Origin of the sequence: Candidatus Sulfotelmatobacter sp., assembly GCA_035504415.1 — a bacterium.
Classification (GTDB): domain Bacteria; phylum Vulcanimicrobiota; class Vulcanimicrobiia; order Vulcanimicrobiales; family Vulcanimicrobiaceae; genus Vulcanimicrobium.
Genome location: DATJRY010000017.1, coordinates 273,435 through 287,845 on the forward strand (window position 1 = coordinate 273,435; position 14,411 = coordinate 287,845).

The window sequence follows — 14,411 nt, forward strand, 5'->3', positions numbered from 1 at the left end:
ATCGCGGGTAGAACGCCGCGATGAGTCAAGGGCTCGTGCTGACCCACATTCAGTTCCAGGTGCTCGTCGCGGCACTCTGGGTGATCGGTGCCATCCTGTTCGGCACGCTGGTTCACCGCGCGATCCGGTATTTTCTTACCCGCTTCGCGAACCGAAACGGCAATGCGTTTCTGCGTGCGTTCGTGCGGCAGACGGAGCGTCCGGCCGCCTTCACGTTGCCGCTGCTTTGCGTCCTCGCGGTGCTGCCGATCGTCAAGCTCGATGCCGGCCAGTACAAGCCCGCGATCCTCCACACGGTCGGACTGTGCGTGCTGGCGGCGCTGGCGTGGCTGCTCGTCGCGGCGATTCGCGTCTACGGCGACGTCGCGATCGCGCGTCATCGCTTCGACGTCGAGGACAACCTCCTGGCGCGCCAGCTCGGCACGCGCATCGACATCATGAACCGGGTGCTGACGATCGTCATCGTCGTTTTCACGGTCGGCTTGATGCTGATGACCTTCCCGCCGATCCGCGCGGTCGGCACGACGCTGCTGGCCTCGGCCGGCATCATCGGCATCGGCGCCGGCATCGCGGCGCGGCCACTGTTCGAGAATCTCATCGCGGGCATTCAGCTCGCGTTCACGCAGCCGATTCGGCTCGACGACGTCGTCGTCGTGCAGAGCTATTGGGGGCGTGTCGAGGAGATCCACTCGACCTACGTCGTCATCCAGGTCTGGGATCTGCGGCGCTTGGTCGTTCCGCTCTCATGGTTCATCGAGAACAGCTTCGAGAACTGGACGCGGCGCACGGCCAACCTGATCGGCGAAGTTTATTTCTTCGCCGACTGGACGCTCGACGTCGAAGCGCTGCGTGCCGAGGTGCCGAAGATCCTCGAGCGCACGAAGCTGTGGGACGGCAAGGTGCAGAACTGTCAGGTCACCGACGCGACCGATCGCGCGATCCAGGTGCGGGTGCTGGTCAGCGCGCGCAACTCCGGTGACCTGTGGGATCTGCGTTGCTTCGCGCGCGAGGGCATCGTCGCATACCTGCGCGACCGTCAGCCGCAAGCGCTGCCGCGCCTGCGCGTCCCGGCACTCGAGGAGCGCGAGCAGGCGCCCGCGCCGCGCCTCGACGGCGCGCCGCGCCAAGCCGCCGCGAGCAACGGCCAGCGCGTCCGCACGGTCGACGACACCCGCACCAGCGGCCCCGGATAAGGGCGGCAACCTCACGGCAGCGAATCGGCGACGTCGAGGTGCCACGCTGCCGTGAGTGAGATGCAGACGACGATCGCAGAGCAAGAGCCGCATCCGCGGCCGTTCACCGTGGCCGAGTATTACCGTTTGGGCGACGTCGGGATCATCAAGCCGGAGGAGCGGGTCGAGCTCCTCAACGGCTTGTTGAGAACCATGCCCCCGATCGGCCCGAAGCACGCCTACGCGCTCCGCCGGCTCGACGCTCTCCTCCAGGATCGGGTTGGCAGCTGCGCCGTGGTCAGCGTGCAGCTTCCATTTCGTCTGGGCGAGTTTTCGGAACTGCAGCCCGACCTCGTGCTCCTTCGGTTGCCGGCTGAGCGCTATCGGCGTGTGCACCCGACGCCCGCGGATGCGCTCCTCGTCGTGGAGGTTGCGGTGACGTCCGTCCGCTACGACCGCGGCCCGAAGCTCGAGGCGTATGCGTCCGGCGGCGTGCGAGAATATTGGATCGTCGACGTTGCGCACCGACGGGTCGAGCTCTATCTCGACCCTGCAGCCAACGGCTTTCGCGTAGCGCGGGTCGCCCGTGGAGGAGACGCGATCGCTCCGGAGGCATTCCCCGACCTCGTGCTGACGGTCGACGAGTTGTTGCTGCCGCCCGCGTGATTCGGCAACTCGATCCCGAGACGATCGGGCAGATCGCGGCCGGCGAGGTCGTCGAGCGACCGCTCTCGGTCGTCAAGGAGCTGGTCGAGAACGCGCTCGACGCCGGCGCGACGCGGATCGCCGTGCGCGTGCGCGGCGGCGGCTCGACCGAGATCGAGGTGGCCGACGACGGCGTCGGCATCCCGCCCGACGAGTTGCACCTCGCGCTGACCCGCCACGCGACCTCGAAGCTCGCCGACGCCACCGGCCTCACGCGCGTCGACACGCTCGGCTTTCGCGGCGAAGGCTTGGCGTCGATCGCCGCCGTCGCGCAGGTGACGATCGTGTCGCGCACGGCGAACGCCGAGGTCGGCTACGCGATCGACGCGCACGGCGAGACGATCGACGAGCCGCGCGCGCAAGCCGCGCCGCCCGGCACGCGCGTCGTCGTGCGCGACCTGTTCGCGAACGTCCCGGTCCGACGGGAGTACCTGCGCACGCCGGGCGCCGAGTTCGCGCGCATCTCCGCGTGGCTGGGGACGCTGGCGCTGGCCTATCCGCAGGTCGGCTTCACGCTCGAGCACGACGGCAAGCAGACGTTCGCGTTCGCGCCGGGCGCCGATCCCGCACCGCGCCTGCGGCACGTCTTCGGCGCCGGCGCCGGCGCGATGGTCGCGGTCGCCATCGACGACCCGCGCGTCGGCGTGCGCGGCTGGGTCAGCTCGCCGGGCGACGACCGTCCGGATCGCCGCAACCAGGTCCTGTTCGTCAACGGACGACTGTTGCGCAGCACGCTGCTCAGCGGCGCGTGGGCCGCGGCGTACCGCACCTTCGCGATGGTCGGGCGCTATCCGTACGGCGTGCTCGAGCTGACGATCCCGCCCGACGAGGTCGATCCGAACGTCCACCCCACCAAGAGCGACGTGCGCCTGCGGCACGGCGAGCGGGTCGTCGGGGTGGTGAAGGACGCGATCGCCGGCGCGTTGCGGCGCGGCGCGAGCGCGCGCCTCGAACGCGCGATCTCACTGGCACCGCCGCTCGACGGCGGCCAGGCGACGGCGCTCGCGACGACGATCGATTGGACGGAAGCGTTCGTGCCGGGCACCGAATCGAGCGACGGCGCGGCGGCGCCGCCGCAGGCGCTGCGCGTGCTGGCGCAAATCGACCGTACCTTCATCCTCGCGACGGACGGACACGCGGTCGTGCTGATCGACCAGCACGCCGCGCACGAGCGGATCGTGTTCGAGCAGCTGGCCGCCAACGCGGCCGCGCACGCCGCCGCCGAGCCGCTGCTGATCCCGTACTCGTTCGAAGTCCGGCCGGAAGAAGCGGAGAAGCTCGACGCAACGCTCGACACGCTGGCCGCGAGCGGCCTGCACGTCGAGCACTTCGGCGAACGGGCCTATCGGGTGACCGCGACGCCGGCGCGCCTCGTCCACGCCGGCCGCTCGCGACCGTTCGACGTCGCCGACTTCGTCGAGTGCTTGGCCGACGAGGTGCGCGGCCTCGACGCCGATCAGCGCGTGTGGGCGTCGCTGGCCTGCCATTCGGTCGTGCGCGCCCACGAGCGGCTCGAGTACCCCGAGATGACGGCGCTGGTGGAACGCCTGCAGCGCTGCGAGAACCCGATGCACTGCCCGCACGGGCGCCCGACGATCGTCCGGCTCGAACCCGACCGCATCGCCAAGCTCTTCAAGCGGATCTGAGCGTCAGCGGCCGGGGCGGCCGAGGTCGCCGACGATCTGCGTCGCTTCCTCGACCGCGCGGGCCAGCGTCGAGCGCAGCTTGCCATCTTCGAGCACGAGCAGCGCGCCGATCGTGCAGCCGGCCGGCGTGGTGACGTCGTCGCGCAGGGAGGCCGGATGACGGCCGCTGCGCTGCACCATGCGGGCGGCGCCGAGCATCGTCTGGGTGGCCAGGGTCAGCGCGACCTCGCGCTGCAGCCCGACCCGCACGCCGGCGTCGGCCAACGCTTCGACGATCAGATACATGTACGCCGGACCGCTGCCCGAGAGCGCGGTGACCGCGTCGAGCATCGACTCGCGCAGCTCGAGTGTCATGCCGACGTGGTCGAAGACCGCGTGCGCGGCGGTGATCGCGGCGTCGTCGGCGTGCGCGCCGCGCGCCAGCACCGTCATCGCCTCGCCGATGATCGCCGGCGTATTCGTCATCGCGCGCACGATGGGGACCGGTCCGAGCAGCTGGTGCAGACGATCGGTCGTGACGCCGGCGACGATCGAGACGACGACCGTTCCGCCGCCCAGTCCCGCTTGCGTCAGCGCCTGCGCCGCGGCGTCGATCTGGTACGGCTTGACGCACAGCAGCAGCGTCCCCGTCAGCGCCAGCGCGGTGGCCGGGACCTCGGTCGTGCAGCGAACGCCGTACTCGTCGTGCACGCGCGCGCACGTTTCTTCCGATGCCGCGGTCGCCCAGCAGAGGTTCGGCGCGACGCCATGATCGAGCAGGGCGCGCAGCAAGGCGCCGCCCATGACGCCGGCGCCGACGACGCCGTAGCGACGAGGACCGTTGGTGGATGCCATCGCGCCGCCGGTTCGGTAGAGGGCGGCCGGCTGCCGCTGGCCAAACGGCGCGGCGTGCCGACCGGCGTCCTGATCGTGACCGGCCCAACGGCGTCCGGGAAGTCGGCCCTCGCGCTGGCACTCGCCGAACGCTTCGACGCTGAGATCGTCGGGGCCGATTCGCGCCAGATCTATCGGGGGATGCCGATCGGGACGGCGGCGCCCGGCGCCGACGAGCTCGCCCGAGTGCCCCATCACCTGATCGGGTTCCTCGATCCGCACGAGCGCTACTCGGCCGCGCGCTTCGTCGCCGATGCGCTGCGGGCCGTCGACGCCGCCGCCGGGCGTGGTCGCCGCACGATCGTGGTCGGCGGGACGGGCTTCTACATCCGGGCGCTGGCCGGCGACGTCGGCCTCTCGCCGGCCTACGACGCCGCGTTGCGCGAGCGGCTCGCGCACGAAGCGCGCATCCATCCGACCGAGGCGCTGGCGGAGTGGCTGGCCGCGCTCGCACCGCAGCGGGCGGCGGCGATCGACCCCAACGATCCGTACCGGATCACGCGCGCGCTCGAGGTCGCTTTGGCAGAGCGCGCCGGGCCGGCGCGCGCCGACGCGGCCGCGGCCCCGGCGCAAAACCTGCGGACCCTCGGCGTACCGTACCGCAAGATCGCGCTGGCCGTTGCGCCGGACGTGCTGGCGCGTCGCATCGACGCGCGGGTCGACGCGATGCTGGCGGCCGGACTGCTCGACGAAGCCGAGCGGGTCGGCGCCCGGGCGGTCGCGGCCGACGCCGTCGGCTATCGGGAGGCGCTGGCGTACCTGGCCGGCTGGTCAACCGAGGCAGAGCTGCGCGAGCACCTCGCCCGCAACACGCGCCGGTACGCCAAACGCCAGGCGACCTGGCTGCGCAGCGAGCCCGACCTCGTGTCGGTGGCGGACGCTGAGGCGTTCGAGCAGGCGAGCGACATCGCCGCGACGCTCCCGGGCTGGCGCTGACGCGGCAACCGTCGCAGCCGCGCCCGCGGTTGAGCGATGAGGGTCCCGGCGGGGCACGGGGCTAAGGCAGCCACATGGCCACTTCACGCGTGCTGCCGCTGCAAGATGCCTACCTGGCCGAGGTCAAACGGCAAGCAGTCCCGGTGACGATCTATCTCATGAACGGATTTCAGCTGCGCGGGGTCGTGAAAGGGTTCGACCCGTTCACCATCGTGCTCGAGTACGAAAAGAAGGCGCACTTGATCTACAAGCACGCCGTCTCGACGATCTCGCCGATGGGCCCGGTGACCGCGCCGCTGGTCCGCGACGAGGACCAGGTCGAAGCGTCGTGAGCATTGCGGGCATCCCGATCGTCAAGACGAACGGGGCGCGCAACGAGTTCGTGCTGGTCGACGAGCGCGACGTGAAGATCGCTGATCCGGTGACGTTCGCGCGCGACGTCTGCGACCCGGTACGCGGCGTCGGCGCCGACGGCGTGCTGCTCGTCGGCACCTCGTCGACCGCCGACGCGCGGATGCGGATCGTCAACGCCGACGGCAGCGAGGCCGAGATGTGCGGGAACGGGATGCGCTGCGTCGGCCGCTACCTCGACGAGCACTGGGGGCTGGACGAAGCCGTCGTCGAGACGCTGGCCGGCCCGATCCGCACGCGCGTCGTCGACCGCGCGCCGTACCGCGTCGCGGTCGAGATGGGCGAGCCCCGCATCGGCGAGCCGCACGCGGTGGCCGGCTTCACCGCCGTGCCGGTCGACTTGGGGAACCCGCACGTCGTGATCCGCGTCGACGACGTCGACGCGATTCCGCTGGCGACGCTGGGCCCGCGCATCGAACGCGATCAGCGCTATCCGCACGGCACCAACGTCCACTTCGTGATGCGCGACGGCGAGGGCTGGCGGGTACGGCACTGGGAGCGCGGCGCGGGCGCGACGCAAGCCTGCGGAACGGGCGCCGTCGCCGTGAGCGCGGTGCTGATCGACGCCGGCGAGGCGACCTCGCCGGTGCGGTTGCAGGTGCCGGGCGGCGTGCTCGACGTCGAATGGGCGGCGGGTGGACGGGCGACGCTGGTCGGCGACGCGGTCGTGGAGTTCGAGCGAGTCCTGGCGTGATCGGCCTCGCGTACACCGACGCGCGCGGCCGCATCTACTACGATGAGTCGCGTGAACCGTTGGCCGATGGCGGCGTCGAACGCGCGGTGCGTTCCGACGAGCTGATCCCCGCGCCGCCCGGCGCCGTACCGACGATGCTGCCGGGCCGGACACCGCTGCTGGCCGACGGGCGCCTCGCCGAGCGCCGCACCGCACTCGGCGTGCTCTTGCCGGCCGGCTACACGCGCCTGCTGCTGCCCGCGTACCGTCACGGCAAGAACGCGCCGCCGCTGCCGCTGTTCGGCTATACCTTCGCCTGCGTGGTGAACGACGAGCTGCACGTCGCGGCGATGCGCACGGACGAGAGCGAAGACTGGACGCCGCGCGTGTACGCCGGCGGCGAGCTGGAAGCGATCCTGGCGGAACGCCAGGCGCAGGATCCGCGCAACCGCACGCTGGCGCAGCTGGCGCTGTGCTCGCGCGAGTACGGCTGCTTCACCGCGCAGAACGTGTTCCTCGAGCGGGGCGAAGCCGCGCTGCCCGTCTCGCCGCGCTGCAACGCGGCCTGCGTCGGCTGTATCTCGGAGCTGGCGCCCGATGCGGGGATGCCCTCGCCGCAGACGCGGGTCGACTTCGAAGCCGACGTCGACGATCTCGTGCGCATCGCCGTCCACCACCTCGAGCGCGTCCCCGACGGCATCGTCTCGTTCGGGCAAGGCTGCGAGGGCGAGCCGCTGCTGCGGGTGACGACCATCGAGCGCGCGATCGAACGTATCCGCGCCCAGCGCACGAACGGCACCATCAACCTCAACACCAACGGCTCGCTGCCCAAGAGCCTGCGCCGCCTGATCGACGCCGGACTGCAAGCGGTGCGCATCAGCCTCAACTCGTTCCGGCCGGACGTCTACGCGGGGTACTACCGGCCGACGGGATACGAGCTCGACGACGTGCTGGAGTCGATCGCGCTGGCGGTCGACGCCGGACTGCGCGTCTCGCTGAACTATCTCACCCATCCGGGCGTGACCGACGAGCGCGCCGAGGTCGAAACGCTGGACGCGTTCCTACGCGCGCATCCGGTCGCGCTGGTGCAGACGCGCACGCTGAACATCGACCCCGAGCGCTACTTCGCCACCGTCGGCCGCCCGACGGATCCGCTCGGGATGCGCTTCGCACTCGAGCACATCCGCGCACTCGGCGTCCCGCTCGGCAACTTCACCCACACGCACTGATCCGATTAGCTAAATTAAATTGATTACGACACGGTCTCAATCAGCAGATTCCGTAAAATGCTTGTGAAGACCCGGATCGCCTTAGCGTGCACCTACAATATCATGTGTGGTTGAGTGGTTGAGGAAGACTACGAACGGGTGTTTGTATAGACGAAGCGTCCGTGTCTTGCGAGCCTCGTCACAATGTTTGCTGACGACAATGAGTTGCTGGCTATGGAGCTCGAGATCAGCGATGAGGGCCGTATCCGCGTTAGCCTTGCTCAAGAGTGTGCCTATTGCCATACGCCGCCCGCTCCGCGTGGGCTTCGGAACCCGGATAAGCTGAGTCAATGGATCGACGACTACGCTGGTCGGCTCGGAAATTGGTCTGAAGTGTCGCTTGTCACGGGTGGTGGCGCAGTTCGCCGAGTGATCGAGCTCTCGGACGACCAACGCAGTTGCCTTGTGTGCGATTCGCAGCTTGGGGCAACGATTGGAATTCCGACGCACATTCTGGAGCCGCTGAGTACACAAGGCTTTAGCGAGGTGCAGCGCGAGTTTCTCGAGTCGGAGCTCGTTTTGCCGATCTGCGGTGTATGTCGCTTTTCGCCACATGCCCTTAGCGAGGACGCGCGAAAGATCATCGACCGCTACATCAACGTCCGTTTCGGTCATCGTGGCGCGTTCGAGCAGTCCGACGCAGCCGATGTCGCGCGTCAGATCGCGGGCCTCGTCGCGCGCGAGGTCGATATTCAGCGCCGAGAGCGGCGCCTCAAGGGCTCGTAGAAGGGCGCCGGATCGATTGCACTTTTCCATTCGAAGCGCTGATGACGTCGCGTGTGTTCGGCTTAGCCTCGATGAGGGCGACGACGTGAGCGGTCACAATAGTCGTACGCCTCGAAGAATTAGGGCCGCCGAAAAGGTCGATGTCGACATCGACGGTCCTGCTGCCAGCTTCGATAGCCGTGAGAATCGCGCGCGCAACATCATTCCTCACTACGTGGACGCCCTGCGTTAGCACGAGCGTATAAGCTTCCGCACTCACGGCCCGACATTACCAGGAACCTGCGCAGAGTTCTCCTACTGAAATCCGTGGATGAGCAGCGAAGGTGCGAACGTACGTTCCCACGGTCTGCACAGGTCTCCACAGGGCCTGTCAAACTAGCGGCCGTGCGCGACGACTGCGCCGCCGAGTTGGACGTTGTGGGCGGTCGTCGTCACGTTCACGCCGCCGCCCGATGCTTGCAGCGTGGTCGCGACGGTGCCGCCGCGCCCGTTCGCAGCGTTGACGACCAGCGAGCCGTCCGTGTTCTCGGTGACCGTCTCGCCGCCGCCGAGCGTCAGGGTCTGACCGCGCTGGAGCGCGAGCGCCCGGCCCTCCTCGCTGACGGTGAAGGAACCGTCGTCGTCCATGGTGACCAGGTCGCGGCCGTGATCGGCGCTGACGCTCGCCGTTTGGTTCCAAGTCACACCGTGCGCGTTCGGCGTGGTGACGGTCGTGGAGACGCGGTAGCCGCCGGCGAGATTGCTGCTGACGAGATCGGGCTGCGCGCTCATGCTGTCGTAGCGCTGGTTCACGGCCTGGCCGCCGACCAGCGTCCCGGTCTCCGCGAGGTGCGGATCGCCGGTCGACGAGATCGTCACCTCGGAGAACGGCTCGCTCAACCCCGCGAAGCGCGGCTCGCCGCCGAAACCCGCGTATCCGTACGAGCTGCCGCCGTTCCCGAAGCCGTTCCCGTACCCAGTCCCGCCATAGCCGTTGCCGGCGCCGTAGCCGTTCCCGTTCCCGTATCCGCCGCCGCCGGACGCGCCGAGGCTTCCGAGCAGCTGCTGCAACGCGGAAACCAGCGAGGTCAAGAGCGAGCTGAGATTGGCGAGCAGGCCGCCGCTTTGCGTCGAGCACCCGGCGCCGTTCGCGCCCCCGTTGCCGCACGACCATGACGAACCGAGCCCATCGCCGGGACCGGAGGCGGCGGTTGCACCGAACGGAACGGGCGCGCCGCTCATCGCGGGCATGCCGGACTCGTAGCCGTCGTGAAAGGTCGGGCTGGGCGTGGACAGCGGTGGCAAGTACATCGCAGCGCGTCGTCTCCGGAAGGGGTGATGCACCCCTCCCTCACGCGCCGAGCTATGCGCGGCTAGGGTCTATCCGACCAGGGCGGCGCAGACGTCGCCGCGGGTCTCACGCTTGATCATCGCGATGACTTCGTCGCCGTTCTCGAGCGTCGTGTCGCCGTTGGGCACCAGCACGTCACCGCTGCCGCGGTCGATCGCGACGATGACGCTCCCGCGCGGGAGCGCGACGTCCGCCAGCCGTTTCCCGCGGGCCGGGCTCTGGTCGGCGATCGTCACTTGGACCAGCTCGAGGTCGCCGCGACCCACCCGGGCCAGCGGTTCGAGCAGCGTGGCGTTGACCCGGTCGTCGATGATCCCCAGGATGATCTCCGTCGACGAGATGACCGTGACCGGCCGTTCGGTGTCGAGCGACTCGAAGATCAGCTTGTTCTTCGGATTGTTGACGCGCGCGATGCATCGCGCTTGCGAATGCTTCTTGGTGATGATGCAGACGACCAGGTTGTCCTCGTCGTCGCCCGTGTCGGCGACGACGACGTCGGCGCGCTGCACGCCGGCCTGCAGCAGGACGTTCGGATCGCAGCCGTCGCCGACGATCGCGACGTCGGTCTCGAGCAGGTTCGTCATCATCTGCGCCTTGCGCGCGTCCTTTTCGATGACGACGACCTCGTGCTGTTGCTTGATCAGGCCGCGCGCGAGATAGGTGCCGACTTTGCCGCCACCGACGATCAGGATGAACATCGCTTACGCGGTCAGTCTCGCTTCGGGCCGGGCCGCTGCGAAGGCGGCGGCGAACGCGCTGAGCGCGTCGGGTGCGACGATGGCGTTGATCTCGTCGCCTTCTTGCAGCATGTCGCCGCCGGCGGCGATGCTCACGCTGCCCAGGCGCCGGATGGCGGCGATACGGATCTTACCGTCGACCTCGATCTCGTCGACCCGCTTGCCCGCCTGGGCCCGGGTCACGGTCGCGACCAGCGAGGAAAGCTTGCCGAAGTCGAACGAGGGGACGCTGGCGTAGGCGACGTCCTGCAGCCGGTCGCGCAGGAAGTGCGCGCCGATGGTGGTCGGCGAGAACGTCTCGATGCCCAGCTCGCGGTAGAGCTGGGCCCGCGGCGGATCGTAGATGCGCGCGACGATCTTGGGGACCCGGAACATCCGCTGCGCGATCAGGGCGGCCATGACGTTGCGGTTGTCACCGTCGGTGACCGCGACGAAGCCGTCGGCACGATCGGCGCCGGCGCGTTTGAGGACGTCGTAGTCGATACCGGTGCCGACCTCGACCTGGCCTGCGAAGCGGTTCCCCAACCGCTTGAACGCGGCGGGGTTCTCGTCCACGACCACGACGTCGTGCTTGTCGGCGACGAGCAGCTTGGCGAGCGTTGAGCCCACCCGGCCGCAGCCGACGATCAGGTATCTCATGGGGGCGACCTTGCAGTTCGTTGTTGCGGTCATTGTTCCCCGGGGCAGGAGCCGCCATGGGCCTTACGAATTCGGGGCTGGTCCGAGCCGGTTACGGGGCGTAGCTCAGCTTGGTAGAGCGCTGCGTTCGGGACGCAGAGGTCACAGGTTCAAATCCTGCCGCCCCGACCATCACCCCTCCCCTCCGGGCCGCCGTTGTTCTCACGTTTCAGCCCAGCCGCCCGTCGCGTGCTCCGAGCAGCGGAGCAAGAGTGCCGGAACCATAACCACTACTACGTGGGCGCCGAGCACATGCTGTACGCGCTGCTGGAGGAGCATGACGGCCGGATCGACGCCCTGCTCGCTTCCGAGCAGGTGGATCCGGCGCGCATCCACGCCGAAGTCAAGCGCTCGCTCGGCACCGGCGACGGGCGGTCCTGGGAGGGCATCTTGGTGACACCCCGCGTGCGTACGATCGTACATGTCGCCGAACGCCTGGCCGGCGACCGGGAGATCGAGCCGATCGACCTGTTCGAGGCGATTCGTACCGAAGGCGGCGGGCTGGCCGCCGACATCTTGAGGCGCGCATGGAACACCTGACCCAGATCCTCCACGGCCTGATCCTCCACTACGGCTACGCCGGACTGTTCGTCGTCGTCGTGCTGGGCAATCTGGGCGTTCCGGCGGCGCTCGAGGTCGTCCTGACGACCGCCGGCGGCTTGGCCGGGCAAGGGCACCTGCCGCCGGTCGGGGCGGTGCCGGGGTGGGTCGTCGCGGCGATCGTCGCGCTGTGCGCCGAGCTGATCGGGACCTCGATCCTGTACGCGATCGGCTACTACGGCGGGCTGCCGTTCGTCCACCGCTGGGGTCGCTACATCCGCTTCAAGGAGCACGAGTACGACCGGGTCCACGCGTACTTCGCGCGCTACGGCGGGTCAACGGTGTTCTGGTGCCGCTTCATCCCGTTCGTGCGCGGCGTCTCCTCGCTGCCGGCCGGGCTCTCGCGCATGCCCAAGCGCTACTTCCTGACCTACACCGCGCTGGGCTCGGCGCTGTTCTGCTTCGGCCTGGCGTTCCTGGGCAACGAAGCCGGCCGCAACCTCGACACGATCCTGGCGGCGCTGCACAAGGCGGCCGTGCTGATCGTCGTGCTGGTCGTGGTGGTGGCCGTCGCCGGCTGGCTGTTCTGGCGCGCGCGCCGCAAGAAGGCCGCCGCCGCCGGCGACCTCGCGGCCTAGTGGATTCGGCCTGAGGGCCGAATCCGTCGCGTTCGGGGCTTCGCCCCGAGCCGCCCGAAATGAACCACGACGATCGACTCGAGCGCACGCTCGCGCAACTGCCCGACCTCCCCGGCGTCTACCAGATGATCGGAGCGGACGGCCGCATCCTGTACATCGGGAAGGCCGTCTCGCTGCGCAACCGCGTGCGCTCGTACTTCCAGGACTCGGCCGCGCACCCGTATCGCACGCAGAAGATGGTCGAGCGCGTCGTCGACGTGCGTACCGTCGTGGTGACCAACGAGGTCGAGGCGCTGATCCTCGAGGCCAACCTCATCAAGCGCCATCAGCCGCCGTTCAACGTGCGGCTGCGCGACGACAAGCGATTCCCGTACCTCAAGGTCACCAACGAGCACTTCCCTCGCGTCGTCTTCACCCGCGTGCTCAAGGACGACGGCGCGCGCTACTTCGGCCCCTACACGAACGCCGCCGGACTGCGTGAGCTGATCGATCTGGTGCGCATCGTCTTCCCGCTGCGAACCTGTCGCGAGCCGATCGACGGCCGGCGCGCGCGCCCCTGCCTGCAGTACCACATCAAGCGCTGCTTGGCGCCGTGCGTGGGCTACCAGTCCGAGGACGACTACGACAAGCTGGTCGACGAGGTCGTGCTGTTCCTCGAGGGGCACTACGATCCGCTGATCGAGCGGCTGCAGCGCGAGATGACGGAGTCGGCCGAGCAGTACAACTTCGAGGCGGCGGCGCGGCTGCGCGACCGCATCATCGCGGTGCGGCGCACGATCGAAGCGCAGAAGGTCGTCTGGCGCTCGCGCATCGACGTCGACCTGATGGCACTCGCGCGCGGTCAAGGTCAGGCGTGCGTGCAAGTCTTCCTCGTCCGCGACGGCAAGCTGCTGGGTCAGGAATACTTCGTGCTCGACGGGACCGACGAGGCCAGCGACGCGGAGATCTTCTCGGAGTTCCTCAAGCAGTTCTACACGGCGCGCACGGGCGCGCGCGACGCGGGCAGTCTTGACGGCGCGGTCGAGACCTCACCGCTGGCACTGCGCGCCGCGCGCGACCAGCCCGTGCCGATGGCCGAGAAGACGCACGCTCGGCGGCGCCGGGCGTGGGAGTCGGCGGTTCCCAAGGAGATCCTGGTCGAGGCGCTCCCCGACGACCGCAGCGTGATCGAAGCCTGGCTGACGGAGATCAAGGGCCAACGGGTGCGCGTCCTGCGCCCCGAGCGCGGCGAGCGCCGCGAGTACCTGAGCCTGGTGAAGAAGAACGCCGAGCAGAACCTGCGCGCGTATCTGGCGCACCAGGAAGCGGTCGAGAGCGCCTCGGCCAGCGCGCTGACGGAGCTGGCGACCGCGCTCGACTTGCCCGAGCCGCCGCACCGCATCGAATGCTACGACATCTCGAACATCCAGGGGACGAACTCGGTCGCCTCGATGGTCGTCTTCATCGAAGGGCGCCCGAAGAAGAGCGACTACCGTAACTTCACCATTCAGACCGTCGAGGGACCCAACGACTTCGCCTCGATGCAAGAGACGCTGCGGCGGCGGCTGCGCTATCTGCGCCGTGACGCCGACCGGCCGCCGATCGACGAGCGGAACGCCGCCGCGCTGGCGCTCGAGGCGCAGGTGCGCAAGAAGGAGCGCTTCCACCAGCAGCCCGATCTGCTCTTGATCGACGGCGGCAAGGGACAGCTCAACGCGGTCGTCGAGGTGCTCCACGAGCTCGACATGTGGGGCATCCCGGTCGCCGGGCTGGCCAAGGAGCACGAGTGGCTCTACCTTCCCGGACAGTCGGAGCCGATCGTGCTCGCGCCCAACTCGCCCGGTTTGCATTTGGTCAAGCGCATCCGCGACGAGGCGCACCGTTTCGCCATCACCCACCACCGCAACCGGCGCGGGAAGTCGATGACGCGCTCGGCGCTCGACGCGCTCGACGGCGTGGGCCCGGTGCGCCGCAAACGGCTGCTGACGGCGTTCGGTTCGGTGGCCGCGATTCGTCGCGCGTCCGTCGACGAGATCGCGGCCGTCAAGGGGATGACGCCGGCGTTGGCATCACGGGTGAAGGCCGGCCTCGAGCGCTAG

15 protein-coding genes and 1 tRNA gene are annotated in these 14,411 nt (G+C 69.0%); 12 read left to right on the plus strand and 4 right to left on the minus strand.

The genetic code is table 11. The features are described 5' to 3' along the window. Nucleotides 1-20 precede the first annotated feature (20 nt). Genes VMD91_15020 through mutL form a run of 3 tightly spaced genes read left to right on the plus strand, consistent with a single transcriptional unit; the run spans nucleotide 21 to nucleotide 3,523 of the window. Nucleotides 21-1,193 carry a mechanosensitive ion channel domain-containing protein gene (locus tag VMD91_15020; protein ID HTW85381.1) on the plus strand — a complete coding sequence of 391 codons (1,173 nt, stop codon included), beginning with the start codon at nucleotides 21-23 and terminating at the stop codon, nucleotides 1,191-1,193. Nucleotides 1,194-1,253: 60 nt separating this feature from the next. Next, complete coding sequence (locus tag VMD91_15025) at nucleotides 1,254-1,838, plus strand: Uma2 family endonuclease (GenBank protein ID HTW85382.1); 585 nt, start codon at nucleotides 1,254-1,256, stop codon at nucleotides 1,836-1,838. Then, nucleotides 1,835-3,523, plus strand: coding sequence for a DNA mismatch repair endonuclease MutL (gene mutL / locus VMD91_15030; GenBank protein HTW85383.1), 1,689 nt, complete (start codon nucleotides 1,835-1,837; stop codon nucleotides 3,521-3,523). Before VMD91_15025 ends, mutL begins: the two co-directional genes overlap by 4 nt. 3 nt (nucleotides 3,524-3,526) lie before the next feature. Here the strand turns inward: mutL and proC are convergent, their stop codons facing one another. Further along, nucleotides 3,527-4,357, minus strand: coding sequence for a pyrroline-5-carboxylate reductase (proC, locus tag VMD91_15035; protein HTW85384.1), 831 nt, complete (start codon nucleotides 4,355-4,357; stop codon nucleotides 3,527-3,529). A gap of 54 nt (nucleotides 4,358-4,411) precedes the next feature. On the opposite strand from proC, the gene miaA reads away from it, so the two are divergent. The 5 genes from miaA to VMD91_15060 all read left to right on the plus strand — a co-directional run bounded on the left by miaA (nucleotide 4,412) and on the right by VMD91_15060 (nucleotide 8,410). Continuing rightward, on the plus strand, nucleotides 4,412-5,332 hold the full coding sequence (gene miaA / locus VMD91_15040) for a tRNA (adenosine(37)-N6)-dimethylallyltransferase MiaA (protein HTW85385.1): 921 nt from the start codon (nucleotides 4,412-4,414) through the stop codon (nucleotides 5,330-5,332). Nucleotides 5,333-5,406: 74 nt separating this feature from the next. Continuing rightward, nucleotides 5,407-5,664, plus strand: coding sequence for an RNA chaperone Hfq (hfq, locus tag VMD91_15045; GenBank protein HTW85386.1), 258 nt, complete (start codon nucleotides 5,407-5,409; stop codon nucleotides 5,662-5,664). Then, on the plus strand, nucleotides 5,661-6,437 hold the full coding sequence (dapF, locus tag VMD91_15050; protein HTW85387.1) for a diaminopimelate epimerase: 777 nt from the start codon (nucleotides 5,661-5,663) through the stop codon (nucleotides 6,435-6,437). The genes hfq and dapF overlap by 4 nt, the downstream gene beginning before the upstream one ends. Next, a complete protein-coding gene (locus tag VMD91_15055; GenBank protein HTW85388.1) occupies nucleotides 6,434-7,645 on the plus strand; it encodes a radical SAM protein in 1,212 nt (403 codons plus the stop codon). The genes dapF and VMD91_15055 overlap by 4 nt, the downstream gene beginning before the upstream one ends. Nucleotides 7,646-7,828: 183 nt before the next feature. Further along, nucleotides 7,829-8,410: a hypothetical protein gene (locus VMD91_15060; GenBank protein HTW85389.1), complete on the plus strand. Its 582-nt coding sequence runs from the start codon at nucleotides 7,829-7,831 to the stop codon at nucleotides 8,408-8,410. Nucleotides 8,411-8,785: 375 nt separating this feature from the next. Here the strand turns inward: VMD91_15060 and VMD91_15065 are convergent, their stop codons facing one another. The 3 genes from VMD91_15065 to VMD91_15075 all read right to left on the minus strand — a co-directional run bounded on the left by VMD91_15065 (nucleotide 8,786) and on the right by VMD91_15075 (nucleotide 11,116). Then, nucleotides 8,786-9,700, minus strand: coding sequence for a hypothetical protein (locus tag VMD91_15065; protein ID HTW85390.1), 915 nt, complete (start codon nucleotides 9,698-9,700; stop codon nucleotides 8,786-8,788). A 69-nt stretch (nucleotides 9,701-9,769) separates the two neighbouring features. Continuing rightward, nucleotides 9,770-10,438 carry a TrkA family potassium uptake protein gene (locus VMD91_15070; protein ID HTW85391.1) on the minus strand — a complete coding sequence of 223 codons (669 nt, stop codon included), beginning with the start codon at nucleotides 10,436-10,438 and terminating at the stop codon, nucleotides 9,770-9,772. Nucleotides 10,439-10,441: 3 nt separating this feature from the next. Next, complete coding sequence (locus VMD91_15075; GenBank protein ID HTW85392.1) at nucleotides 10,442-11,116, minus strand: TrkA family potassium uptake protein; 675 nt, start codon at nucleotides 11,114-11,116, stop codon at nucleotides 10,442-10,444. Between the two features lie 94 nt (nucleotides 11,117-11,210). On the opposite strand from VMD91_15075, the gene VMD91_15080 reads away from it, so the two are divergent. From VMD91_15080 to uvrC, 4 genes are all read left to right on the plus strand, one after another. Continuing rightward, a tRNA-Pro gene (locus VMD91_15080) sits at nucleotides 11,211-11,287 on the plus strand. Between the two features lie 57 nt (nucleotides 11,288-11,344). Next, complete coding sequence (locus VMD91_15085; protein HTW85393.1) at nucleotides 11,345-11,695, plus strand: Clp protease N-terminal domain-containing protein; 351 nt, start codon at nucleotides 11,345-11,347, stop codon at nucleotides 11,693-11,695. Next, nucleotides 11,683-12,333 (plus strand): DedA family protein, encoded by a 651-nt coding sequence (locus VMD91_15090; protein ID HTW85394.1) that lies wholly within the window; start codon nucleotides 11,683-11,685, stop codon nucleotides 12,331-12,333. The genes VMD91_15085 and VMD91_15090 overlap by 13 nt, the downstream gene beginning before the upstream one ends. 59 nt (nucleotides 12,334-12,392) lie before the next feature. Continuing rightward, entirely contained in the window at nucleotides 12,393-14,411 is a 2,019-nt protein-coding gene (uvrC, locus tag VMD91_15095) for an excinuclease ABC subunit UvrC (protein ID HTW85395.1), read from the plus strand.

Excerpts from the sequence above, each read along its gene's own strand:
- proC (HTW85384.1), bottom strand. The coding sequence starts at position 4,357 with ATGGCATCCACCAACGGTCCTCGTCGCTACGGCGTCGTCGGCGCCGGC.
- hfq (HTW85386.1), top strand. The coding sequence starts at position 5,407 with ATGGCCACTTCACGCGTGCTGCCGCTGCAAGATGCCTACCTGGCCGAG.
- VMD91_15025 (HTW85382.1), top strand. The coding sequence starts at position 1,254 with ATGCAGACGACGATCGCAGAGCAAGAGCCGCATCCGCGGCCGTTCACC.
- VMD91_15070 (HTW85391.1), bottom strand. The coding sequence starts at position 10,438 with ATGTTCATCCTGATCGTCGGTGGCGGCAAAGTCGGCACCTATCTCGCG.
- VMD91_15090 (HTW85394.1), top strand. The coding sequence starts at position 11,683 with ATGGAACACCTGACCCAGATCCTCCACGGCCTGATCCTCCACTACGGC.
- VMD91_15065 (HTW85390.1), bottom strand. The coding sequence starts at position 9,700 with ATGTACTTGCCACCGCTGTCCACGCCCAGCCCGACCTTTCACGACGGC.
- VMD91_15075 (HTW85392.1), bottom strand. The coding sequence starts at position 11,116 with ATGAGATACCTGATCGTCGGCTGCGGCCGGGTGGGCTCAACGCTCGCC.
- VMD91_15060 (HTW85389.1), top strand. The coding sequence starts at position 7,829 with ATGTTTGCTGACGACAATGAGTTGCTGGCTATGGAGCTCGAGATCAGC.
- VMD91_15020 (HTW85381.1), top strand. The coding sequence starts at position 21 with ATGAGTCAAGGGCTCGTGCTGACCCACATTCAGTTCCAGGTGCTCGTC.
- uvrC (HTW85395.1), top strand. The coding sequence starts at position 12,393 with ATGAACCACGACGATCGACTCGAGCGCACGCTCGCGCAACTGCCCGAC.